This window comes from Streptomyces sp. HP-A2021 (genome assembly GCF_022807935.1).
Taxonomy (GTDB): domain Bacteria; phylum Actinomycetota; class Actinomycetes; order Streptomycetales; family Streptomycetaceae; genus Streptomyces; species Streptomyces afghaniensis.
Genome location: NZ_CP094344.1, coordinates 8,477,829 through 8,502,214 on the forward strand (window position 1 = coordinate 8,477,829; position 24,386 = coordinate 8,502,214).

Here is a 24,386-nt window from a genome sequence, read left to right on the forward strand (position 1 = left end):
GCGTCGTCAGCGGACAGCCACGCCGTGGTGGCGGGCGTACCGAGCGGCTTCTGCCCGGTTCGCCACGCGGAGCTTGCGCAGGACGGCCGCCACATGGTGCTCGACGGTGCGCCTCGACAGGAACAGTGCCTCGGCGATCTCGGCGTTTCGGAGTCCGTCGGCCAGCAGGGCGAGCACCTCCTGTTCGCGGGCGCTGAGCCCGTCGGGGCCCACCGTGCGGGACCGGCGTCTGGGGATGTCGCGCACCCCGAGCCGGCGCAGCCGACGGGCGGTGACGTCACGCATCGGCCCGGCGCCCAGACGGTCGAACGCCGTGAGCGCCTCGCGCAGCATCCCCGCGTCGGTGGTGTCGGCGAGCGCGAGCGCGGCCTCGTAGGGGCAGCCGAGCTCCTGCCAGCGGACGGCCGCCTCCCGCGGGCGGCCGGACAGCTGGAGCCGGTAGGGCTCGGCGGCGCGCGCCGGGACGGTGACGGGTCCGTCGGCTCGGGACAGCCAGTAGGCGAGTTCACCGAGCAGCCACGGCTCGCCCTGTTCCACGGCCGAGGCGGACGCCGAGGTGACGATCGCGCGCACCTGGCCGGTGTCGCCCGCGTATGCGGCGGCTTCGGCCAGCGCCGGCGCGGCGCCGATGATCCAGCCGACGACCGGTTCGGCGGTGACCATGGTCGTCCGCACCGCGGTCAGCAGCGGGCGGGCATCGGAGTCGCCCCGGCGTGCGCGCAGCCGCCCCAGCACCACCATGCTGAGCATCTTGCGTCCGTCGTCCACGCCCGCCGTGCGCAGCACCTCAGAGGCCAGCGCCTCCGCCTCCTCCCAACGCCCCTGGTCCAGCAGCGCACGCGAGTGGAACGCGCGGAGCCACTGCCGCCAGACCTCCTGGCCGTGGTCGTCGGTGAAGGCGAGGGCCTCGCCGTACCAGCGTTCGGCCTCCCGGTGCCAGCGGCGGGTCACGCAGATCAACTGGAGCCAGAAACAGGCGAGTCCCGCCTGGTCGTGAGCGGACGCCGCGCGTGCCAGCCGGATGCTCTCCCCGATGAGGCCGAGGCCGGCCACGTCGCCGTCCAGGGCACGGCCGATACCGATCGACGACAGCGCGAGCGCCCTTCCCTGCGGGTCCGTTCCGTCGCCGGTCATCGCGAGGAGCCGCTCACCCCAGGCGATCGCATCGGCGCTGCGGAAGGCCATCGCGGACAGTTTCGCGCGGACGGCGCAGGCCAGTGCCAGTTCGGGCGTCACCGGCAGTCCGGCCAGCAACCCGAGGGCCTCGTCACACGCCTTCTCGCCGAGGGGGACCTCCCGGGCCAGATGTGCCGCGGTGATCGCCAGACCGACCAGCGCCCCGCTCTGCCGACGCCTGTCACCGGCCTCCCGCCACGCGTCGACCGCGGCCTGCCGGGCCCGCAGCGCGGCTTCGAGGTCGTCGGCGAGATGGCATTCGCGTCCGAGGTCCTCCAGCAGCCCCGCCCGGTCAGCGGCAGGAAGCCCCTGGAGGACGTCGAGAGCACGGCGCAGGTGGGCGGCGGCCTCCTTGTGAGCCCCGAGCGCGGATGCCCGCTCTGCCGCGAGCGGCGCGTAGGCGAGCACGGCGGCCCGGTCGTCGGCATGCTGCGCGTGCTCGGCGAGCCGCGCCGGTTCCACTTCGCCGGGCGGGCGCGAGGCGAGTACGGATAGTGCCCGCCGGTGCAGCTCCGCCGCGCGCCCCGGCGGGATCGCCTGCTCGACGGCGACGCGGACCAGCTCGTGGCGGAACGCGACGGCGCCGTGCTCGGCGGTGAGCATTCCGCGCTCCACGCACTCGTCGAGCTCTCCGGCCGAGCGGCCCGAGACCGCCTGGACCAGCCACGGCGCGGCCCGGGTCCCGAGGCAGGCGACGGCGTCGAGCGCATCGCGCGCCCCCGGTGCCAGACGCGCGGCGCGGGCCAGCACCGCGTCCCGGACCGTGGCGGGCACGGTGGCGCCGCCGTCGGCCAGTACTTGCGTCACGAAGAAGGCGTTGCCGCCCGTTCGGCGGTGCAGTTCGGCCGGGTCGATGCCGGTTCCCGCCGCGAGACGCGCGACGGCCGCCTCGGACAGCGTGGGCACGGTCAGTCGGCGCACCGAGGGAAGCGCCGCCAGGTCCCCGGCCAGCACCCGCAGCGGATGGCGGGGCCCCACTTCGTCCTGCCGGTAGGCCACGGCGACCATGGCCGGGCATGCCCCCAGGCGGCGGCCCAGGAAGCGCAGCAGGTCCAGCGTGGCCTCGTCGGCCCAGTGCGCGTCGTCCAGGACGACGAGTGTCGGGACGCAGCCCTCGCGCAGCTCTTGGAGCAGCCGGCGACGCACCTTCACGGGGTCGGGGGTGCCGCTGAGCTCCCGGCTCAGGGGGGCGGGCAGGGCGTCGGCCATGTCGCGCAGCGGACCGAGGGGAAGCGGCGTGGTGAGCGGTTCGCTGCTGCCGCTGAGCAGTCGGGCGTCGCCCAGGCGCCGGCCGAACTCGTGGAGCAGCGCGGTCTTGCCGGCGCCCGCATCGCCGCCGACGAGGACGAGGCGCCCGGTGCCGGCGGCCGCTTCCCTCCACCAGCGCGACAGCGACGCGAGCTCGCTGTCCCGTTCTTCGAGTGTCCGTGTGCCGGCCGTCACACTTCGATGGTAGGTAGACGGCCGCCCGGAAGGATGGGTATCCACTACCGATGTCCGTGTCCGGCCGCTCAGCGCATGCTTCGAGTTGACCGAAGGGACCCATGTCGAAGCGGCGGAGACGGCCATGGACTACGACGTGATCATCGTGGGCGCGAGCATCGCCGGCTGCACGGCGGCGACGGCGTACGGCCGGGCGGGACTGCGGGTGGCGCTGGTCGAGCGGCATCGCAGCCCTCAGGCACACAAGACGCTGTGCGGGCACTTCGTACTCGGGGGCACCCATGACGTCCTGCGGCGACTGGGCTTCTGGCAGCCGATGCTCGAGCACGGTGCGACGGTGACGACCGGGCTCGGCGTGTGGACCGGGTCCGGCTGGATCGTCCCCCGGCCGGACAGCGGGATACCGCCGGCGATCAGTCTGCGCCGCAGGAAGCTCGACCCGCTGCTGCGGGAGATCGCCGGCTCGACCCCCGGCGTGCACCTCATGCGGGGGCACCGTGTCGTCGACCTGGTCGAGGACGCCGCGGGAGCCGTCGCGGGAGTCGTCACGTCGGACGGCGGGACCGGACGCACCATCCTGCGGGCCCCCCTGGTCGTCGGTGCGGACGGCCACCGGTCCACGGTTGCCCGACTCGCCGGGGTCGCCGAGGACCGTGCCCCGAACGAGCGCTTCCTGTTCTGGACCTATTACGCGGGGGCGACGATGAACGGACCCGGCGACGGCCAGGTCTGGCCCCTCGGCCAGGACGTCGCCGTGTGCATCCCCGTCGACGACGGCCTGACGCAGGTGGGTGTCTTCCCGGTGAAGGACCGGCTTCCCGAGTTCACCACCGATCGGACCGCCGCCTTCGACCGGTTCGTCGCGCGCCTGCCGGACGGGCCCTCGCTCGCCGGTGCGCGACAGGTGTCGAACCTCGTCGGCACCACCGACTATCCGTGCGTTCGCCGGGATCCCACCCCGCGGCCCGGCCTGGCCCTGATCGGGGATGCCGCGACCGCGTCCGACCCCGTTCCGGCGGTCGGATGCGGCTGGGCGTTCCGCAGCGCGGCGTGGCTGACCGACGCGACCGCCGAAGCCCTGGCCCGGGGCGGGAACGTGCGCCAGGCGCTGCGCTCCTACCGCCGAGCGCACAGGTTCATCGACAAGTACGACGCCCTCGGCCGGAAGGAAGCGCTCGCGAAACCGCCCGACGCGCTCCAACGGGCGGTCCGCACAGCAGCCGTGTCCGACCCCTACGTCGCCCGTCGGCTGGCGATGTTCGCGATGCGGGCAGCGGAGCCGTCGGTCCTGCTCAACCCGATGGTGATGGCCCGGGCTCTCATCGGGGTGCGGGTGCGGCGGCCGCGGGAGACGCCACCGGTCGTTCCCGCGGGCTGACCGGCGGGTACGCGGCGCACTCCGCGCTGACCGGCCCGGACACAGGACGCACGGCTCACCCCCGTAGATCACCGCGAGTCGGACGGAATTGTTCGACCTGTCGGACATTGTTCGGAACCTATTGACGCTGCCCTGGGCGTCGACTGAGACTCTCGCAACACACACGTCACCTGCGTGCAACGGCGGGCCCACGGCAAGGGATTGCCGTCGCCTCGTCGGCTCCTCGTTCCGCCTTCCGCCTGTCCGTCAGCAGCCATGCCTCAGCAGGGAACCTCGACATGACGCACGTCGCACGATGCGCACGACTTCGCAGCCGCGCGAGACGCCGGGCGGGTCATCTCGCCGGACTGACCGCCGCGTCGATACTGCTCACCCTCGCCGGACCCACCGCTCCCGCTCAAGCGGCACCGGCGGCACCGGCGGCCGAAGCCGCGGACATCACCGACGGCCTGGCCCTGTGGTACAAGCTCGACGCAGGCTCCGGCAGCACCGTGACCGACGCCTCCGGCAACGGCCGCAACGGCACGGTCAGCGGCGCCGCCGACTGGTCGGCATCCGGTCAGGGGCTCGCCTTCAACGGATCGGACACCTACATCAAGGTGCCGGACGACGTCATGAAGGGCATGGACTCGATCACCGTCTCCATGGACGTACTGATCGACTCCGCCCAGAGCACGCCCTACTTCCTCTACGGTTTCGGCAACACCAGCGCGGGCAGCGGCAACGGTTACCTGTTCACCACCGGCAACTCCTTCCGCACCTCCGTCGCGACGGGCAACTGGTCGACCGAGCAGACCACCAAGCCGTCCGACTCCCACAACCTGACCCGCGGGGTGTGGAAGCACATCACCTACGCCCAGACCGGCTCCACGGGTGTGCTCTACGAGGACGGCGTCGAGGTCGGCCGCAACACCTCGGTCACCACCACGCCCGGCGCCATCGGCTCCGGCACCACCAAGGCCAACTACATCGGCAAGTCCGTCTACGACGGCGACAAGCTCTTCAAAGGCCGGATACGCGACTTCCGCGTGTACGACCGGGCACTGGACGGCTCGGAGGTCGAGCAGCTCTCCCTCCCCGTCGCCACGCAGGGCGTCGCCGCCGACAAGGAGGCCCTGAGCCTCGGTGACACCAGCGGCGTCACCTCCGACCTGGACCTGCCCAGGACCGGCACGGCCGGTGGCTCCTCCATCAGCTGGGACAGCGACAACCCGTCCGTGGTGTCGGACACCGGCAAGGTGACCCGCCCCGAGGCCGGCTCACCGGACGGCCGTGCCACGCTCACGGCGACCCTGAAGAAGGGCACCGTGACCGGCACCAAGAGCTTCGACGTCACGGTCCGGCCCGCACTCGACGACGCCGCCGCCACCCGGCAGGCCGCCGAGGCGCTCACGGTGCACAACCTCGACGACGCACGCGGCAACCTCACCCTGCCCGGGAGCGGCGCCTTCGGCACGACCGTTACCTGGTCCTCCGCGAAGCCGGACGTCGTCTCCGCCGCCGGCGAGGTCCACCGCCCCGCGCACGGCGACGGCGCCACCACCGTCGAGCTGACCGCCACCGTCACCAAGGGCGAGGCCGAGGCCACGCGCGTCATGACGGCCAAGGTGCCCGAACTGCCCGCCGAGGCTGACCTCAAGGGCTACATGTTCAGCTACTTCACCGGCGAGGGCACCTCGGACGGCGAACAGCTCTACGCCGCCCTCAGCAAGGGCAACGACCCGCTGCACTGGCGTGAACTCAACGACGGCAAGCCGGTCCTCACCTCCACGCTCGGCGAGAAGGGCCTGCGCGACCCGTTCATCATCCGTTCCCCGGAGGGCGACAAGTTCTACCAGATCGCCACCGACCTCAGGATCTACGGCAACGGCGACTGGGACGCCTCCCAGCGCACCGGCAGCAAGTCCATCATGGTCTGGGAGTCCACCGACCTGGTGCACTGGACGAACCAGCGCCTGGTCAAGGTCTCGCCCGACAGCGCCGGCAACACCTGGGCGCCGGAGGCGTTCTACGACGCCGAGCGCGGCGAGTACGTGGTCTTCTGGGCGTCGAAGCTGTACGACAACGCCGACCACTCCGGCGACACGTACAACCGCATGATGTACGCCACCACCCGCGACTTCTACACCTTCAGCGAGCCCAAGGTCTGGATCGACCGCGGCTACTCGGTCATCGACTCCACGATGATCCGGCACGACGGGACGTACTACCGCCTGTCCAAGGACGAGCGGAACAACACCTCCTCCACCCCCAACAGCAAGTTCATCTTCCAGGAGAAGAGCGACTCGATCCTGGACCCGTCCTGGACCGCGGTCGCCGAGGGCATCGGCAAGGGCGCGATGAACGCCGCCGAGGGACCGCTGGTGTTCAAGTCCAACACCGAGGAGAAGTGGTACGCGTTCCTCGACGAGTTCGGCGGCCGCGGCTACATCCCGTTCGAGACGACCGACCTGGACTCCGGCACCTGGACCCCGTCCACCGGCTACGACCTGCCCGCCAAGCCCCGGCACGGCACCGTGCTGCCGGTCACCCAGGCCGAGTACGACCGGCTGCTGCGCGCCTACCAGCCCGACCAGATCGTGCAGAGCGTCGACGACGTCTCGGTGAAGACCGGGATCGGCCGGGCACCGGTGCTGCCGGCCACGGTGATCGCCGAGTACGCCGACGGCGTCAAGCGTCCCGTCGCGGTCACCTGGGAGGACGTACCGGCGTCGAAGTACGCACAGGCCGGCACCTTCACCGTGACCGGCAGTCTGCCGAACGGCGCCGCGATTCCGGTCCGGGCCGACGTCACCGTGTCGGAGGAGGGGCCGGACATCCCGGCCGACCTGCTCCTGCACTACGACTTCGACGAGACGAGCGGCAGCATCGCCCGTGACTCCAGCGGGCACGGCCACCACGGCACCTACGTCCGCACCCCCGACTTCGGCAGCGGCGTGCACGGCGGCTCGTTCAAGATGTCCGGCGACTCCGGCTCGCCGTACGTGAAGATCCCGAACGGTGTGCTGAAGAACGCCGACAGCGTGACGGTGTCGACGTACGCCAAGTGGAAGGGCGGCAGCAGCTTCCAGTGGCTGTTCGGGCTCGGGCCCGACAGCGACACGTATCTGTTCGCCACTCCGTCCAACGGCGGCTCCAGCCTCTACTCGGCCATCACGAAGGCGAGTTGGTCGGCGGAGTCGAAGCTCACGGCCGGCTCGCAGCTCACGCCCGGCCAGTGGCGGCACGTCACGGTGACGCTGGACGGCGCCACCGGCACCATGATCCTGTACGCCGACGGCGTCGAGGCGGCCCGCACGACGACCACCGTCAAGCCGTCGGAACTGTATGACGCCGCCAAGGACTACAGCGGCTACATCGGCCGGTCCCTGTACGCGGCCGACCCGTACTTCGGCGGCGAGGTCGACGACTTCCGCATCTACGACCGTGCGCTCACGGGCGCCGAGGTCATGGAACTCAGCGGCAACACGGCGGGCATCGCCAAGGTGACGCACCCGGCGCTCAAGGTCGACGCGCTCATCGACAACGCGGCCGGCACGATCACGCTGCCGATGAAGGCGGGCACCGATCTCACCGCGCTGGCACCGGAGTTCGCGCTCGCCGAGGGCGCGACCATCAGCCCCGCCTCCGGCAGCGTGCAGGACTTCACCAAGCCGGTGACGTACGAGGTCACCGGTTCGGACGGCAAGAAGCGGACCTGGAAGGTCTCGGCGCTGCTCATGAAGACACCGGTCCTGCCGGGGCTGAACGCCGACCCGAACATCGTGCGCTTCGGCGACACGTTCTACATCTACCCGACGACCGACGGCTTCGAGGGCTGGAGCGGCACGCAGTTCAAGGCCTACTCCTCCACGGACCTGGTCCACTGGAAGGACCACGGCGTCATCCTCGACCTGGGGCCGGACGTCAGCTGGGCGGACAGCAGGGCCTGGGCTCCGGCGATGACGGAGAAGGACGGGAAGTACTACTTCTACTTCTGCGCCGACGCGAACATCGGCGTCGCGGTGTCCGACTCGCCCACCGGACCGTTCAAGGACGCCCTGGGCAAGCCGCTGCTGAAGGCCGGTGACTTCCGCGGCCAGATGATCGACCCGGCGGTCTTCACCGACGACGACGGCAAGCAGTACCTCTACTGGGGCAACGGCCGCGCCTACGTCGTCCCGCTGAACGACGACATGACCTCCATCGACACCTCGAAGGTCCAGGACATCACCCCGAGCGGCTACAACGAGGGCACCTTCGTCCTCAAGCGCAAGGGCACCTACTACTTCATGTGGTCGGAGAACGACACCCGGGACGAGAACTACCGCGTCGCCTACGCGACCGGTCCCTCGCCCACCGGCCCGTGGACCAAGCGGGGCGTGATCCTGGAGAAGGACCTGTCACTGGGCATCAAGGGACCGGGCCATCACTCCGCCGTCCACGTCCCGAACACCGACGACTGGTACATCGCCTACCACCGCTTCGCCATCCCCGGCGGTGACGGCACCCACCGCGAAACCACCATCGACAAGCTGGAGTTCGACTCCGACGGCCTGATCGAGAAGGTCGTCCCGACCCTCGGCGGCATCGACCCGGTCACCGTCGTCCACGCCGGCCCGGACGCCACCGGCACCGAGGGCGAGGCGATCACACTCGCCGGAACCGTCTCCGGGGCAGGCACGCCCCAGTGGACCGTGCAGGACGGCGCCCCGTGCGCCGTCAAGGACCCCGCGGCGGCCCGGACGACCCTCGTCTGCACCGACGACGGCACCTTCCAGGTCACCCTGACCGGTGGGCGCGGCACCGACACCGCGACCGTCAAGGTCTCCAACGCCGCCCCGACGATCACCTCCGCCGAGGGCCCCGGCTCGCCCCTCCCGGCGGGCAAGGCCGCCGTCGTCACCGCGTCCTTCGACGACCCGGGCACGGCCGACCGCCACACCTGCGAGGTCGACTGGAAGGACGGCAGCCGGCCGACGCCCGGCACGCTCACCCACTCCGGCTGCCGCGCCGCACACGTCTACGACGAGGCGGGCATCCACCGCCCGGTCGTCACGGTCACCGACGATGACGAGGGCTCGGACAGCAGCACGCTCACGGAGCTGATCGTCTACGACCGTGCCGCCGGACCCGCTGCCGGCGTCGGCACGATCGCCTCACCGGTCGGCGCCTACCCGGCCGAGCCGGGGCTGACCGGCAAGGCGGCGTTCACCCTGGGCGCCCAGTACCGGAAGGGAGCCACTGTCCCGGCCGGCAAGGTCACGTTCGTCTTCGGTTCCGCCCGACTCGCCTTCCGCTCGACCGGCTCCGACTGGCTCGTGGTGAACGGCTCCCGGGCCGTCTACCAGGGCACCGGCACGGTGGGCGGCAAGGGTGGCTACGCCTTCAGAGTCACCGCCACCGACGGCCCGGACACCTTCCGCATCAAGATCTGGCAGAAGTCCACCGGCGATGTCCTCTACGACAACAGGACCGGCGCCAGGACGAAGGGCATCGTCACCGTCGGAAACCAGCGGCGTTAGGTCTGCCTTCAACATTTGACGCTTCATTGGATGTCATTGACCGAGGGATGACTCGCCAAGGTGCAGAAGAGGCAAGCTCCAATGTCAACTTGCCTCTTCATGCTGCTGGACCATGATGGACATGAGGGCCGAAAAGGCGCCGCCACCGAATGACTCACCAGTGAAAAGGCGTTGCGCCCCGGCACCTCTCCGGTGCTCGGCCCCGAAGGGATGCGTGCCAGCATGGCCACCAGAACCACGAATCCGAAGAAGACCACCTCGAAGACCGCGCAATCGCAGTCCGCGTCGAAGTCCGCTTCGAAGTCCGCGTCGAAGCCCGCTGCGAAGACGGCCTCGGCGAAGAAGGGCTCGCCCTCCGACGACGAACTCATCTCGTCGCTGCGGCAGTACGTCCGCGTCCGTGGCCCGCACCTGCTGGAGGATCCCAACATCACGTCGGTGGGCGTCGGCCGCAAGGTCACCGGCGACCAGCCGGGCGGCGAAGTGGCGTTGCAGTTCACCGTGGCGACCAAGGCCGAGCCGGAGGCGCTGGAGTCCCTGGGCACCTCGCTGATCCCGGCCAGCATCACCGTCGACGGCGTCGAGGTGCCCACCGATGTCATCGAGCGCACCTACAAGCCGAGCTTCCACATGGTGGCCGAGGTCGAGAGCCCGCTGCGCAAGAGCCGGCTGGATCCCATCCGGCCCGGGGCCAGCGTCGGAGCGGTGACGGTGTCGGCCGGCACCATCGGCTGCGTCGTGTTCGACCGGGCCGACGGCACACCGTACGTGCTCAGCAACTGGCATGTGCTGCACGGGCCGTTCGGCGAGCTGGGGATCGAGGTCGTGCAGCCCGGCACACGGGACGACAACCGCATCGACCGCAACCGGATGGGCGTGCTCAAGCGCTCCCACCTGGGCGTGGCCGGGGACTGCGCGGTGGCGACCATCGAGGACCGCAACTCGCTCCCGGAGATCCTCGAACTGGACGTCGCCCCCCGGACCCTGGGGGAGCCCGAGCTCGGCGACAAGGTGGTCAAGAGCGGCCGGTCCACCGGGGTCACCCATGGCATCGTCCGCCGCGTCGACACCGTAGCGAAGATCGACTACGGCGGGGTGACCGGCGTGCAGACCATCGGGTGCTTCGAGATCGGCCCGGATCCCGCCCATCCGTCGGCGGACGGTGAGGTCAGCAGTGGCGGTGACTCCGGCGCGGTGTGGATGTTCAAGGAGGGCGACGACCGCGTGAGCACGGTGCTGGCCGGCCTGCACTTCGCCGGCGAGGGCACCGGCGAGCCGGACGAGCACGCCCTCGCCTGCCTGTCGACCTCGGTGTTCGAGAAGCTCGACATCACCCTCAGCCAGCCGGCGCCGGAGCAGTTGGAGATCATCGCCGGCTACGACGCCGACTTCCTCGGCGAACGGGTCGAGACCCCGGAACTGGACACCGACCTCACGCGCGATGCCGCACTCCTGGACGGCTCGCCGGTCATCCCGTACACGCATTTCTCCCTCACCCTGAGCAAGAAGCGGCGCTTCCCGTTCTGGGTGGCCTGGAACGTCGACGGCGGCTCGCTCAAGAAGCTCAGCCGCAGCGGGATCCCCTTCGTCAAGGATCCGAGGCTGCCCGGCACGGCGCAGGTCGGCAACGAGCTGTACCAGGCCAACCGGCTCGACCGGGGGCACATCGCCCGCCGCGCCGACCTGCTCTGGGGCAGCCTGCCGGAGGCGCGCAAGGCCAACACCGACTCGTTCTTCTACACCAACATCACCCCGCAGATGGACGACTTCAACCAGAGCTCCAAGAACGGGGTGTGGGGAGCGCTGGAGGACGCTGTCTTCGCCGACGTCGACGTCGATGACCTGAAGATCAGCGTCTTCGGCGGACCCGTGTTCCAGGACGACGACCGTGTCTACCGCGACGTGCCCGTAGCCCGGGAGTTCTACAAGGTCATCGTCTTCACCCAGAACGGCGAACTGAGGGCCAGGGCGTTTCTGCTCACCCAGAACCTGGACCAGCTCGAAGCGCTGGAACTGGACGAGTTCAGGGTCTTCCAGGTCACCCTCGGCGAGGTCGAGGACCGCACCCGGGTGCGTTTCCCCGCCGCCCTCCACAAGGGCGACACCCTGCGCGTGCCCGAGGCGGCGGCGGACCGCACGCCGCTGGAGACCACCTCCGACATCGAGTGGGGCTGACTCCCCGTCAAGGCCCCGCACGCACACCATGAAAGGCCGGCGCATCACCATGCCCGAACCGGTTCATGAGAACGCACCCGAGTTCCTCCGGAACGCGGCGGAACCAGTACGTGACCACCTGCTCGGCGCGGCCCCCCTGCCCGCCTTCCTGCACGGCGCCGACCAGTTGTCCCTGGAGGACCGTCGGCTCCTCGTCGACCAGGCCCTGGTCCTGCTGGAGCAGAACTACGTCCATCTGCCCCTGAAGACCGCGATGCACGCCGTCAACCCGGTCCAGCGGCTGCGGCTGCTGCGCCGGCGCATGGAGCGGCAGACACCGCAGACCATGCCGAGGGAGTGGCTGTTCCACGCGGAGATGTCGGAGATCTTCCACTCGGTGCGGGACCTGCACACCAATTACCTGCTGCCCGACCCCTTCAACGACAAGATCGCCTTCCTTCCGTTCCTGGTCGAGTCCTGCACGGAAGGGGACCGCACCCGGTTCCTGGTCACCCATGTGGCGAGCGGCTTCTCGGCCCCGGGGTTCGAGCCGGGGGTCGAGATCACCCACTGGAGCGGCATCCCCATTCTGGACGCCGTCGACCTCAACGCGGCCCGGTTCGCCGGCAGCAACACGGCGGCGCGGCGCAGCCGCGGTGTGCAGTCGCTGACCGTGCGGCCGCTCGTCATCCATCTTCCGCCGCTGGAGGAGTGGGTGACCGTCAGCTACATCGACCTCGCCGGAACGGCCCGGGAACTCCGGCAGAGCTGGCAGATCGTCGAGAACCTGCCCTCGTTCGTCTCCGCCGACCGGGACACGGCCGTGTCCCAGGGCCTGGACCTCGACGGGGATGAGACCCAGCGGGCCAAGGTGCTGCTGTTCGCGCCCCGGGTGGTCGCCCAGGAGCGGGCCGCCGAGGCGGACGAATCCCTGCCGGACCTGGGAGCGGGGGAGATCGCCACCAGCATGCCCAAGGTGTTCCGGGCCCGGGCCGTCACCACGCCGTCCGGAACGTTCGGCCACATCCGCATCTTCACCTTCAACGTCAGCAGCCCCGGCACGTTCGTCGCCGAGTTCGTCCGGCTCATCCGGCAACTGCCGCAGGGCGGGCTCATCGTGGACGTCCGGGACAACGGCGGAGGGCACATCCACGCGGCCGAGTTCACCCTGCAGACGCTGACCCCGCGCCGGATCGCCCCCGAACCGGTGCAGTTCGTCAACACCCCGCTCAATCTGCGGATCTGCCGTCGGTTCCAAGGCGGTCCGGGACTGGATCTGGGTCCCTGGGTGCCGTCCATGGAACAGGCCGTCGAGACCGGCTCGGTCTACTCCGGCGCCTTCCCGATCAGTCCCGAGAACGGCGCCAACGCCATCGGGCAGCAGTACTTCGGGCCCGTCGTGCTCATCACCAACGCCCGGTGCTATTCGGCCACGGACATCTTCGCGGCCGGCTTCCAGGACCACGGCATCGGTCCCGTGCTCGGCACCGACGAGAACACCGGCGCCGGCGGCGCCAACGTCTGGACGCATGACCTGCTGTCCGAGTTCCTGGCGGACGACCCGGGCACGCCCTACACGCCCCTGCCGAAGGGCGCCGGGATGCGGGTGTCGATACGCCGCACGCTGCGGGTCGGCCCGAACTCGGGCACGCCGGTGGAGGACCTGGGAGTCGTCCCCGACGAGCTGCACCGTATGACGCGCCGCGACCTGCTGGAGGGCAACACCGATCTCCTGGACCACGCGGGCCGGCTCCTGCAGGGTCTGCCTCCGCACGCCGTGACGATCACCGAGGCCGCCCCCGCCGACGGCGCGCTCCATCTGAAGCTCGCGGCGGAGAACGTCGACCGCGTCGACGTCTACCTCGACCAGCGCCCCCGCGCCTCCGTCGACCTCACCGGCGGCCAGGCCGACCTGCTGGTCCAGGGCGCCGCCTCGGCACACACCGCCCACCTGGAGGGCTTCGAGGTCGGCCGCCTGGTAGCGAGCATGACCAGAGACCTGTCGTAGGCGACTCAGCAGAACCCGGCTACGGCGAGGTGGGCAGGTGGGGGGAGCGGAGCACGAGCAGGGTGATCTCGCTGGGGGCGAAGACGCGGAACGGCGGGCCCCAGAAGCCGGTGCCGCGGCTGGTGTAGAGCAGGGTGCGGGTGCCGTGGTGGCTGAGGCCGGCGACGGCGGGCTGGTCGAGGCGGACCAGGTGGTGGAAGGGCCAGATCTGGCCGCCGTGGGTATGGCCGGAGAGCTGGAGGTCGATGCCGGCGGCTGCCGCCCGGTCGACGAACTTGGGCTGGTGTGCCAGGAGCAGGACGGGCAGGTCGGGGTCGGCGCCGTTCAGGGCTCCGGCAAGGTGGGCGCGGTGGCCTGCCAGGCCGGAGGACCCGGCGGTGACGTCGTCCACGCCGGCGACCACGAGGGTGTCGCCGCCGCGTTCGAGCAGCAGGTGGCGGTTGCGCAGCGGCTCCCAGCCCAGCTCGTCCATCAGGTCGACCCAGCCCTGGGCCTCGCTGTAGTACTCGTGGTTGCCGGTGACGTACACACGGGCCCGGGTGGCCCGCACGGTACCGAGGGGGACGGCCTGGGCGCGGCGGCGTTCGGCCGTGCCGTCCGCGATGTCGCCGGTGTGGCAGACCAGGTCGGCTTCCAGAGTGTTCACCGTCTCGCATACCCGGGCCGACCAGCGGGCGCGATCGAGCGGGCCGTAGTGGGTGTCGGTGATGAGGACGACGCGGATGCCGTCCAACCCGGCACCCAGCCGTGGGAGGCGCACGTCGAGTCGGCGCACGCGCGGAACGCGGCGGGCTTCGGCGTACCCCCAGGCGAGCAGTACGGCGGTCACGCCGAGGACGGCGCAAGTGACGATGCGGGCCCGGTCCTGACTCTCGGCGACGCCGGCCACGGCCAGGGCGAGCCGCAAGGGGACGCCGAGCAGCACGGACCAGGTGAACAGAACCCAGCTGGTGCCCAGCAGGGTGTCACCGACGATCGCCGCCCGGTCCTGCTGGCGCCGGCCGTGGCCGCGCACCATCGCGAGCGGCATACCGACGAGGCCGAGGGCGAACAGGGCGGTGCCGACCAGCGTGACGGGCAGCGGCCAGTGCTGGCCGGTGTGCAGGAGCACCCAGCAGGGCACGGCCCACAGCAGGACGGGGGCGATCAGGGGGAGGTAGCGCATCAGGCGGTGCAGTCGGCTCTGCCGGGGAGCTTGCGCTTCGCTGTCGGCGGGTCGGGTGTTGCTGGTGTCGGTCACGCTTCCCCTCCCTGACCGGGCTGCCGTCCCGCGCACTGTATCCGGTCAGTGTTGCGCTGAGGTTGTCGCGTGACCCGGGCGGGCTCGGCCTTCCGCCGAGCCCGCCCCGCCGGCTGTCTACCGGAGCCGGACCCGTGTCACGCCGTCAGCGCCGCAGTGTCAGCAGACCCGGACGGTAGGGCCATTGGCTGTAGTCGCCGCCGGAGTTGGGGTTGCGTCCCTGGTACAGGAACTGCAGGTTGCAGGGATCGACGGTGAAGGTCTGATCGGCGCTGGTGCGGATCAGCTCGCCATGGCTGATGTCGTTGGTCCAGGTGGCGCCGCTGTTGGCCTTGCCGGCGAAGGGATTGCTCTCGGTCGCGGCCTGGGGTGTCCATGAGCCGTTGAGGCTGGTGGCCGTGAACGAGCGGAAGTAGCGGCCCTGCGAGCCCCTCGCCTCGACGATCATGAGGTAGCGGTTCTGGCCCTGGAGCTTGTAGACCTGCGGGGCTTCGAACAGGTTGTCCGCCGTATCGCTCATGATCGTTGTGTAGTTCGAGCCGAAACTGCTCGGGAAGTTCCCGATCGGCATGCTGGCCCGGTAGATCTTGCCGTTGTCACCGGCGAAGAACAGGTACATGTTCTGGCCGTCAGCGATGAGCGTCTGGTCGATGGGGCCGGTGCCGGAGCCGGTGATGCTTCCGGAGAAGAGCACCTTCTGTGCTGACCAGCCATTGGGGTTGGTGGGGTCGCTCGACGTCCGGTAGGAGAAGGCGCTCCCACCGCCCCACTGGTAGGCGAGCACCCAGATGTTCTTCGGAGCGAAGTAGAACAGCGTGGGCGCGACGGTGGAAGCCGACATCGGGTTCTGGCCGGCCGAGGCCATCTCCGGCCAGTTGGTGAACAGGCCGAAGTTCATCGAACCCCAGCCCGCTCCCGTTCCCGCGGCGCCGTGCGTCGTCGCGTAGACGAGATGCTTGCCGTTGTAGGGGGCGACGGTGAAGTCCTTGAGCGAGGCCCACCCGGCCTTGGGCTGCGCCAGGGCGCCCGTCGAGGTCCAGCGGTATGCCGACGGAAGATCGCACGTGCCGGGGTTGCCGCCGCCGACCTTGACGAGCTGCCACTGCTGGTTGGTGCCGCCCCAGTCGTCGTACTGGACGATGTTCCCGTTGTCGGCGGTGGAGCCGCCTTGCACTTCGAGGGCCTTGTTGCTGTGGCGCGAGATGAGCCGCACGTAGCCGTCCGAGCTGTCGGCCAGCCGCCACTGCTGGTTGGTGGCGTTCAGGTCGGTCCACTGGACGATCGAGCCGCCGTTCGCGGTGGACCAGTTGTGGACATCCAGCACCTTGCCCGAGTGGCGGGACTTGATGCGGTAGTAGCCGCCCCCGGAATCGACGAACTGCCACTGCTGCTGGGCCTGATCGTTCCTGGTCCACTGGGTGATGCGGGCGCCGTCGCCGGTCGCCATGTTGTAGACGTCCAGGGCCTTGCCGCTGTTGCGGTTGACCAGCACATACGAGGCGTTGGGGTCTACGGTCGCCGCGCCGGCGGGCTGGGCACCGAGGAAGGTGGCCACGAGCAGCAGGGGCGCAAGGACGGCGAGTAAGCGTCTCAGACGCATCAGGGGAACTCCTTCGGGGGCGGGGGCGGGGGCGAGAGGGCCCCGAGGGAACCATCTCGAAATGTTTCGAAGAATTCCCGGAAGCTTTGACGCCACAAGCTAGGAATGGGGGGCCCTTTGGTCAAGGCCTGTCGCTGATCTGTCTACAAACAGCGCCTCGGCCAGCCTCGAATGTTTCGGACGAGAAATCGAAACTTCTTCTGTGAGGAGTATTGACGATGCATCGTCAATCCCTCAATCATCCGGTCTGAGAAACCGGCCGTAGTTCGAGATATCGAACCGCGTCGGCCCTGAGCAATCTGTGCTGCACGACAGGTGCCACTTCCCCTGCGCTCCAGTCCTTCCTTGCTTTCGACCTTGGAGGCACAGTCATGGGCTCGTATGCCCTTCCCAGACCCGCTGTCCGCCGGAAGATCCGCGGCCTGCTGCTGGCGCTGGTCGTCGGCGTCCTCGGTGTGGTCACCGCGCTGGTCGCGCCGCCGACCGCACACGCCGCCGAGAACACGCTCGGTGCCGCGGCGGCGCAGAGCGGCCGCTACTTCGGCACCGCCATCGCCTCGGGCAGGCTGGGCGACTCGGCGTACACGTCGATCGCGAGCCGTGAGTTCAACTCGGTGACGGCCGAGAACGAGATGAAGATCGACGCCACCGAACCGCAGCCGGGTCAGTTCAACTTCACCGCCGGTGACCGCGTCTACAACTGGGCGGTGCAGAACGGCAAGCAGCTGCGCGGCCACACCCTGGCCTGGCACTCCCAGCAGCCCGGCTGGATGCAGCGCCTCAGTGGCGGCGCGCTACGCCAGGCGATGATCAACCACATCAACGGCGTGATGGCCCACTACAAGGGCAAGATCGCCCAGTGGGACGTCGTGAACGAGGCCTTCGAGGACGGCAATTCGGGAGCCCGGCGCGACTCCAACCTGCAACGCACTGGCAACGACTGGATCGAGGTCGCCTTCCGCGCCGCGCGCGCCGCCGACCCGGCCGCCAAGCTCTGCTACAACGACTACAACGTCGAGGACTGGACCTGGGCCAAGACCCAGGCCATGTACCGCATGGTCCGAGACTTCAAGCAGCGCGGCGTGCCGATCGACTGCGTCGGCTTCCAGTCGCACTTCAACAGCGGCAGCCCCTACAACAGCAACTTCCGCACCACCCTGCAGAGCTTCGCCGCCCTCGGCGTCGACGTGGCCATCACCGAACTCGACATCCAGGGCGCCCCGGCCTCGACCTACGCCAACGTGACCAACGACTGCCTGGCCGTCCCGCGCTGCCTCGGCATCACCGTCTGGGGTGTGCGCGACACCGACTCCTGGCGAGCGGAGCAGACGCCGCTGCTGTTCAACGGCAACGGCAGCAAGAAGCCCGCCTACACCGCCGTCCTCAACGCACTCAACGGCGGCTCCACCACGCCCCCTGCGGATTCCGGACCGATCAAGGGCGTCGGTTCGGGCCGCTGCCTGGACGTGCCCGGCACCAGTACCACCGACGGCACCCAGCTCCAGCTGTGGGACTGCAACAACGGCACCAACCAGCAGTGGACGCACACCGCCGCCGGCGAGCTCAGGGTCTACGGCAACAAGTGTCTGGACGCCGCCGGCACCGGCAACGGCACCAAGGTCCAGATCTACAGCTGCTGGGGCGGCGACAACCAGAAATGGCGCCTCAACTCCGACGGATCCATCGTCGGCGTCCAGTCCGGCCTCTGCCTCGACGCCGTCGGAGCCGGCACCGCCAACGGCACCCTGATCCAGCTCTACTCCTGCTCGAACGGCGGCAACCAGCGCTGGACCCGCACCTGATGGGGCCTGTCACAGACGAAAGGGTGAGTCGATGAGGACCTACGGTGCGGCTTCTCCCGCCCCTCCACGCAGACATCGCTGGTGGTCCCGGGTCGCCGCCGTGGTGGCCGCGACCCTCGCGATGGGCATGCTCGCCGTGGTGAATCCGGCGCCAGCCGCGGCGGCGACGGTGGACACCAATGCCTGGTACGTCCTGGTCAATCGCAACAGCGGCAAGGCGCTGGACGTCTCCGGCACGTCCACCGCAGACGGCGCGCGGGTCAGCCAGTGGACGCGCACCGACGGAGCCAACCAGCAGTGGCAGTTCGTGGACTCCGGTGGCGGCTTCTACCGCCTCAAGGCCCGGCACTCGGGCAAGGTGCTCGACGTGGCCGGCGCCTCGACCGCGGACGGCGCCGCGATCCAGCAGTGGGCCGACCACAACGGGGCCAACCAGCAGTTCCGCCTGGCCGACTCCGACGCGGGCCACGTCCGGCTGATCAACCGCACCAGCGGCAAGGCGGTCGAGGTGCAGGGCGCCTCCACCGCCGACGGCGGCAACGTCGTCCAGTACTCCGACTGGGGCGGCGCCAACCAGCAATGGCAGATGGTCAAGCTGTCGTCCGGTGGCGGTGGCGGTGGCGGCGGATGCGGCAGCGCCCCGACCCTGACGAGCGGCACGCACACGATTCAGAGCGGCGGCAAGAGCCGCAGCTTCATCCTCAGGGTTCCCGCCAACTACGACAACAGCCACCGCTACCGGCTGATCTTCGCGTTCCACTGGCGGGGCGGCACCGCCGGCGACGTCGCCTCGGGCGGCACGAGCGGGAACGCCTGGTCCTACTACGGCCAACAGGAACAGTCGAACAACAGCGCGATCCTCGTCGCCCCCCAGGGTCTCGGCAACGGCTGGGCCAATTCGGGCGGTGAGGACGTCACCTTCGTCGACGACATGATCCGGCGCATCGAGGGCGGCCTCTGTGTCAACCCGGCACAGCGTTTCGCCACGGGATTCAGCTGGGGCGGCGGTATGAGCTACGCACTCGCATGCAGCCGGGCGAACGTCTTCAGGGCCGTCGCGGTCATCTCCGGCGCCCAGATCAGCGGGTGCAGCGGCGGCAACCAGCCCATCGCCTACTTCGGAATCCACGGCATCAGCGACAACGTCCTCAACATCGGGCAAGGACGGTCCCTGCGCGACACATTCGTCCGCAACAACGGCTGCACCGCCCAGAGCCCGCGCGAGCCCGCGCCGGGCAGCCGCACGCACATCACCAGCACCTACTCGGGCTGCCGTGCCGGATACCCGGTCCAATGGGCGGCGTTCGACGGAGGCCACATACCCGGTCCGGTCGACGGCTCCTCCGGCGAAAGCGGCGTCACCACCTGGACCAAAGCAGAGATCTGGAGGTTCTTCGCACAGTTCCAGTGACATGCCCGCGCCACGGGTGGAGCCAGGATGATCCTGGCTCCACCCGAACGGGACACGACAGGCCCGGGCGGCGTGTCCCGTGCTAGCGTTATGCGTTTGCAGCGTCGCTGTGCCGGTCTCCGTTCGGTGTCTCTGGCTGGTGGCCGCGTCCCTGCCGCGCCTTCCTCGGTACGGTCCCTTCGGAGGAAGGCTCTCTGTGAGCGAATCAGCACGTGCCGATGCCCAGCGGCAGGACGATGTGTCCGAGGCGTCGGGCGCCACTTCGGCGGCGCCCACGGCGCCGTCCTTCGCGCAGCTGGGGCTGCCGGCCGAAATTCTGCGGGCGCTCGATGAGCACGGTGTGACGGTGCCCTTCCCCATCCAGGCGGCGGCGCTGCCGGACGCGCTCGCGGGACGGGACGTCCTGGGCCGGGGCCGCACCGGATCCGGCAAGACCCTCGCCTTCGGCCTGGGGATGCTCGCCCGGACGGCCGGGCAGCGCGCGCAGCCGAAAGAGCCGCTGGCGCTCGTCCTGGTGCCTACCAGGGAGCTGGCGCAGCAGGTCGGTGAGGCGCTCACCCCGTACGTCGAGGCGCTGCGACTGCGGCTCGCCACCGTGGTGGGCGGAGTGTCCATCGGACGGCAGGCCGCCGCGCTGCGGGATGGCGCCGAGATCGTCGTCGCCACGCCCGGTCGGCTGCACGACCTCATCGAGCGCAAGGGCTGCCGACTGGGACGGGTGCGCATCACGGTCCTGGACGAGGCCGACCAGATGTGTGACTTGGGGTTCCTTCCGCAGGTCACCGAGATCCTGGACCAGGTGCGTCCCGACGGGCAGCGGATGCTGTTCTCCGCCACCCTCGACCGCGACGTCGACCAGCTGGTGCAGCGCTACCTGCGCGACCCCGCCGTCCACTCCGTGGACCCCTCGTCCAGCGCGGTCTCCGCGATCGAGCACCACGTCTTCGTCGTGCACGGCCCGGACCGGTACGCCGTGACCACGGAGATCGCCGCTCGGGACGGCCGCGTCCTGCTGTTCCTGGACACCAAGCACGGCGTCGACCAGCTCACGCGGCATCTGCGGGCCAGCGGCGTGGCCGCCGCCGCCCTGCACAGCGGGAAGTCCCAGCCGCAGCGCACCCGGACCCTGGCCCAGTTCAGGAACGGACAGGTCACCGCGCTGGTGGCGACCAACGTCGCCGCACGCGGCCTGCACGTCGACGACCTCGACCTCGTGGTCAACGTCGACCCGGCCACCGACCCGAAGGACTATCTGCACCGCGCGGGCCGCACGGCCCGGGCCGGCCGCTCCGGCACGGTCGTGACACTCGTCCTGTCGGCACAGCGCCGCGAGACGAGCCAGGTCATGGCGGACGCCGATGTCGCCCCCAAGGTCACCAAAGTGCGCTCCGGCGAGGCGGAGCTGAGCCGGATCACCGGCGCCAAGGCCCCCTCCGGAAAGCTGCTCGACGGCGGGCCGGCTGTACCGCGCCCCAAGAACCACAACGCCCCGTTCCGCGGCCTGGGCACCACCAAGGACGCCGGGGGCGGTTCCGGCGGCAGGTCATCCCGCAGGAGCAGCGAGGCCCGCAAGCTCGCGGAGGCCCGCAGGGCGGCCCGTGTGCGGCGCGGCGGTTGAGACCGGCTTCCCGGACTGCCGGGCGGTGTCTTCGTCCGCGCTGCTGGACGGATACCCGGGACCGGAGATCGGCCGGGGTCGGTCACCTTCCGGCCGGGCTTCGCGGCCATCGCGTGGCGGGGTAGGTCAGGCGGGGTCGGGCAGGGGGCGGCGGGCGACCTCGTGGGCGTCGTCCGGTGGCACGCCCAGCATGCGCAGGACCATCTCGGCCAGGTCGACCGCGGCTTCGTCGCCGTCCAGTTCGGGGCGGGCGAACCTCAGCTCCACCAGGGACAGCAGGGTTCCACCCAGTGCGGACAGCGCAACCGTCGGGTCCACGGGGGTGAAGCGGCCGGAGGCCATACCCACCTCCACGTCACGCAGCGCCCGCCGGGCCAGGCCGTTGTCCGAGTGGATGTGGCCCAAGCCCCGGCGGCGCAGAACCTGCATCAGCTCGGGGTGGGAGTCGGCCATGCGGGCGCTGAGCCGGAAGCCCGTCGCGACCAGTTCCGCCGGGTCATCGATCCCGGCCAGGCGCTTGTCGAAGTTCTGGCCGAACTCCTCCAGGGCGTCGACCACCGCCGCCTCGAACAGCTCGGTCTTGGACTGGAAGTGGTTGTAGAAGGAACCGAAGCCCACGTCGGCGCGCTCGGCGATCGCCTGGATGCTGGCGCCGGTGTCACCGGTCTCGGCGAGTATCTGCCGGGCGGCGCGAACGAGCGCGCGTCGGGTCTCGGCGCGGCGCCGCTCGAACCGGTTACTGGGTGGGGCTGACGTAGGCATGCGCTGATTCTAGCCGTCGGGACGATAACGCCAGCAGCTCTGATGAATCCATCATTTCTTGCCGCGAGCACCTTGACGATAGGCCCATCATAGTTGATGGTTTCCTCATTACGGCGATGTCGCTCGGAGGGCACCATGTCTGAAACCCGCGTCCACGGGACCGATGCCAGGACGGCCCACCAGGACCTCCACAGCGAACAGGGCGCCCTGCGCGGCGAGCACCCCGGGCGGGCGCGGAATCCCGTGATCAAGGTGGCGGACCTGGCCTGGTTGGAGTTCGAGAAGCCTGATCTGGTCCGGGCCGAGGTCTTCGCCCGGGACTTCGGGTTCCAGGTCGCCGTGCGCACCGAGAGTGAACTGTGGCTGCGCGGCACCTTCGCCGGCTCGCCGTGCATGGTCATCCGCCGTGGCCGTGCATCCCGGTTCATCGGCCCGGCGTTCCGCGCGGCGGAGTGGGCCGATCTGGACCGGCTGGCCCGGGCCACCGGCTCCGACGTGCGGGACACGGACGTACCGGGCGGCGGCAAGGCGGTCCATCTGCTCGACCCCTCGGGCTTCCCGGTGCGGGTCGTGCACTGCGGCGAGCAGTTGCCGGCGCTGCCCGAGCAGCAGCCGCTGCTGCTCAACTTCGGCACCGATCGCCGCCGTACGAACGCCACGCAACGTCCGCCGCGCGAGCCGTCCCGCATCCAGCGCCTGGGACATGTGGTGCTGGAGACCCGCGTATTCGGCCGGGCCCTGGACTGGTACCTGGACACGCTGGGGATGATCGTGTCCGACTTCCTCTTCCTGGACGGGCAGCGCGAGCGCGGACCGGTCATGGCGTTCATCCGCTGCGACCTCGGCAGTGTGCCGGCCGACCATCACACGCTGGCCATGCACCTGGGGCCGGGGACGGGCTATGTCCACTCCGCCTACCAGGTCACCGACCTGGACTCGATCGCCGCCGGTGGCGAGTACCTCAAGGAGCGCGGCTACCGGCGCAGTTGGGGCATCGGCCGGCACATCCAGGGCAGCCAGCTCTTCGACTACTGGCGTGACACCGACCGCTTCATGCTGGAGCACTTCGCCGACGGGGACCTGTTCTCCCGCGACGTCGAGCCGGGGTGGGCGCCGATGTCGACGAGCGGCCTGGCCCAGTGGGGTCCGCCCGCCACCCGCGACTTCCTCGGCGCGAGCCCTTCCCCGCAGCGGGTCCGCGACGTCATCCAGGCCCTGCGCGGTGACAACGAGATGGACCCGGCGCGCCTGCTGGGCCTGCTCAAAGCCGCCAAGTCCTGAACCCCAACCCCCTCACGAAGGTACTGACATGAGCACCAATGTCCTGCGCACCGCCGACGGATGGTGGGTCGCCCTCCCCCGAGCTCTCGACTCCGCTCGAGCAGGGGGGACCCCCATCGACCGGGCCGTCCCCGTCGACACCAAGGCCGCCACCACCGCCGAGCTGATCGCCGACCTCGACGCCGTACGAGAGGCGGCCCTGTCGGGCGACACGGGCACGCCAGTCGCCGACCTGGTCGCCCTCTCGCCGGTCACCACCCCCTGCCGGGTGGTCGCCCAGATGGTCAACTACCGCAGCCATGCCCGCGATTCGGGCTTCACCGGCGACATCCCGCCCGCCTTCTTCCGCAAGGCGTCCGGTTCGGTCAGCGGGCCTGGCGACACCGTCGTCCGGCCCTCCCACGTGAAGTTCCTCGACTACGAGATCGAGCTCGGCCTGGTCATGGGGGCGCCGCTGCCCGTCGGCACCGTCGTCGAGGAGCGGGACCTGCCGTCGTACGTCGCCGGGCTGGTGATCACCAACGACGTCAGCGCCCGCGATGTCCAGTTGACGAAGACGCAGTTCTACGAGAGCAAGTCGTACCCCACCTTCACGCCGACCGGCCCGTACCTCGCCCTGCTGGAGCCGGAGGACTTCGTCCGTCTCCTCGATCTGCGGCTGCAGTTGTCCGTCAACGGCGAGCTGCGCCAGGACCGCACGCTCGCCGACATGATCGTCCGTCCGGCGCAGGCGCTGACGCTGCTGGCCCGGTTCCAGACCCTCGACCCCGGTGACCTGCTGCTGACCGGCACGCCCGGCGGCACGGCCCTGAAGGCTCCGCCGAAGCCGGTCGAGAAGATCGGCGCGCTGCTGCCGCCCGCCCTGAAGTGGAAGGCGTTCTTCAAGTCCCAGGCGAGGAATCCGCACTACCTGCACGCGGGGGACGTGATCACCGCGACGATCGCGACCCCGGACGGCCGGATCGACCTAGGCGAGCAGCGCACACCCGTCACGGACGCGAAGTAGGGG

Annotated in this window: 13 protein-coding genes; 9 read left to right on the top strand and 4 right to left on the bottom strand. The window is 70.1% G+C overall.

The genetic code is table 11. The features are described 5' to 3' along the window. Positions 1-6: 6 nt before the first annotated feature. Complete coding sequence (locus MQE23_RS38310; protein WP_243381527.1) at positions 7-2,619, bottom strand: helix-turn-helix transcriptional regulator; 2,613 nt, start codon at positions 2,617-2,619, stop codon at positions 7-9. A gap of 124 nt (positions 2,620-2,743) precedes the next feature. Between MQE23_RS38310 and MQE23_RS38315 the strand changes: the two genes are divergently transcribed. The 4 genes from MQE23_RS38315 (at position 2,744) to MQE23_RS38330 (ending at position 13,663) form a co-directional block, all read left to right on the top strand. Then, positions 2,744-3,997, top strand: coding sequence for an NAD(P)/FAD-dependent oxidoreductase (locus MQE23_RS38315; protein WP_037672191.1), 1,254 nt, complete (start codon positions 2,744-2,746; stop codon positions 3,995-3,997). A gap of 278 nt (positions 3,998-4,275) precedes the next feature. Next, the gene (locus tag MQE23_RS38320) at positions 4,276-9,501 is read left to right on the top strand and encodes a family 43 glycosylhydrolase (protein ID WP_243381528.1); all 5,226 of its coding nucleotides are present in this window, start codon (positions 4,276-4,278) and stop codon (positions 9,499-9,501) included. 222 nt (positions 9,502-9,723) lie between these two features. After that, positions 9,724-11,676 carry a DNA/RNA non-specific endonuclease gene (locus MQE23_RS38325; protein ID WP_037672190.1) on the top strand — a complete coding sequence of 651 codons (1,953 nt, stop codon included), beginning with the start codon at positions 9,724-9,726 and terminating at the stop codon, positions 11,674-11,676. Positions 11,677-11,725: 49 nt separating this feature from the next. Further along, on the top strand, positions 11,726-13,663 hold the full coding sequence (locus tag MQE23_RS38330; RefSeq protein ID WP_243381529.1) for a S41 family peptidase: 1,938 nt from the start codon (positions 11,726-11,728) through the stop codon (positions 13,661-13,663). A 19-nt stretch (positions 13,664-13,682) separates the two neighbouring features. Here the strand turns inward: MQE23_RS38330 and MQE23_RS38335 are convergent, their stop codons facing one another. Next, positions 13,683-14,903, bottom strand: a complete 1,221-nt coding sequence (locus MQE23_RS38335; protein WP_243381530.1) for a metallophosphoesterase — start codon at positions 14,901-14,903, stop codon at positions 13,683-13,685. A gap of 145 nt (positions 14,904-15,048) precedes the next feature. Further along, positions 15,049-16,503, bottom strand: coding sequence for a non-reducing end alpha-L-arabinofuranosidase family hydrolase (locus MQE23_RS38340; protein ID WP_037672182.1), 1,455 nt, complete (start codon positions 16,501-16,503; stop codon positions 15,049-15,051). A 371-nt stretch (positions 16,504-16,874) separates the two neighbouring features. Between MQE23_RS38340 and MQE23_RS38345 the strand changes: the two genes are divergently transcribed. The 3 genes from MQE23_RS38345 to MQE23_RS38355 all read left to right on the top strand — a co-directional run bounded on the left by MQE23_RS38345 (position 16,875) and on the right by MQE23_RS38355 (position 21,334). Continuing rightward, positions 16,875-18,305: an endo-1,4-beta-xylanase gene (locus MQE23_RS38345; RefSeq protein ID WP_243381531.1), complete on the top strand. Its 1,431-nt coding sequence runs from the start codon at positions 16,875-16,877 to the stop codon at positions 18,303-18,305. 31 nt (positions 18,306-18,336) lie between these two features. Next, positions 18,337-19,716: an RICIN domain-containing protein gene (locus tag MQE23_RS38350; protein WP_243381532.1), complete on the top strand. Its 1,380-nt coding sequence runs from the start codon at positions 18,337-18,339 to the stop codon at positions 19,714-19,716. Positions 19,717-19,954: 238 nt separating this feature from the next. After that, positions 19,955-21,334 (top strand): DEAD/DEAH box helicase, encoded by a 1,380-nt coding sequence (locus MQE23_RS38355; protein ID WP_243382889.1) that lies wholly within the window; start codon positions 19,955-19,957, stop codon positions 21,332-21,334. A gap of 126 nt (positions 21,335-21,460) precedes the next feature. Here the strand turns inward: MQE23_RS38355 and MQE23_RS38360 are convergent, their stop codons facing one another. Continuing rightward, positions 21,461-22,096, bottom strand: coding sequence for a TetR/AcrR family transcriptional regulator (locus tag MQE23_RS38360; protein ID WP_020275785.1), 636 nt, complete (start codon positions 22,094-22,096; stop codon positions 21,461-21,463). A 135-nt stretch (positions 22,097-22,231) separates the two neighbouring features. Here MQE23_RS38360 and MQE23_RS38365 point away from each other — a divergent pair, with 135 nt between their 5' ends. Further along, complete coding sequence (locus MQE23_RS38365) at positions 22,232-23,377, top strand: VOC family protein (protein WP_243381533.1); 1,146 nt, start codon at positions 22,232-22,234, stop codon at positions 23,375-23,377. 28 nt (positions 23,378-23,405) lie between these two features. Next, positions 23,406-24,383, top strand: a complete 978-nt coding sequence (locus tag MQE23_RS38370) for a fumarylacetoacetate hydrolase family protein (protein ID WP_020275783.1) — start codon at positions 23,406-23,408, stop codon at positions 24,381-24,383. Positions 24,384-24,386 lie beyond the last annotated feature (3 nt).

What these genes read in the sequence shown, in the direction of transcription:
- MQE23_RS38315 (WP_037672191.1), top strand. Translation starts at nt 2,744, where the DNA reads ATGGACTACGACGTGATCATCGTGGGCGCGAGCATCGCCGGCTGCACG.
- MQE23_RS38320 (WP_243381528.1), top strand. Translation starts at nt 4,276, where the DNA reads ATGACGCACGTCGCACGATGCGCACGACTTCGCAGCCGCGCGAGACGC.
- MQE23_RS38325 (WP_037672190.1), top strand. Translation starts at nt 9,724, where the DNA reads ATGGCCACCAGAACCACGAATCCGAAGAAGACCACCTCGAAGACCGCG.
- MQE23_RS38330 (WP_243381529.1), top strand. Translation starts at nt 11,726, where the DNA reads ATGCCCGAACCGGTTCATGAGAACGCACCCGAGTTCCTCCGGAACGCG.
- MQE23_RS38340 (WP_037672182.1), bottom strand. Translation starts at nt 16,503, where the DNA reads ATGCGTCTGAGACGCTTACTCGCCGTCCTTGCGCCCCTGCTGCTCGTG.
- MQE23_RS38345 (WP_243381531.1), top strand. Translation starts at nt 16,875, where the DNA reads ATGGGCTCGTATGCCCTTCCCAGACCCGCTGTCCGCCGGAAGATCCGC.
- MQE23_RS38350 (WP_243381532.1), top strand. Translation starts at nt 18,337, where the DNA reads ATGAGGACCTACGGTGCGGCTTCTCCCGCCCCTCCACGCAGACATCGC.
- MQE23_RS38360 (WP_020275785.1), bottom strand. Translation starts at nt 22,096, where the DNA reads ATGCCTACGTCAGCCCCACCCAGTAACCGGTTCGAGCGGCGCCGCGCC.
- MQE23_RS38365 (WP_243381533.1), top strand. Translation starts at nt 22,232, where the DNA reads ATGTCTGAAACCCGCGTCCACGGGACCGATGCCAGGACGGCCCACCAG.
- MQE23_RS38370 (WP_020275783.1), top strand. Translation starts at nt 23,406, where the DNA reads ATGAGCACCAATGTCCTGCGCACCGCCGACGGATGGTGGGTCGCCCTC.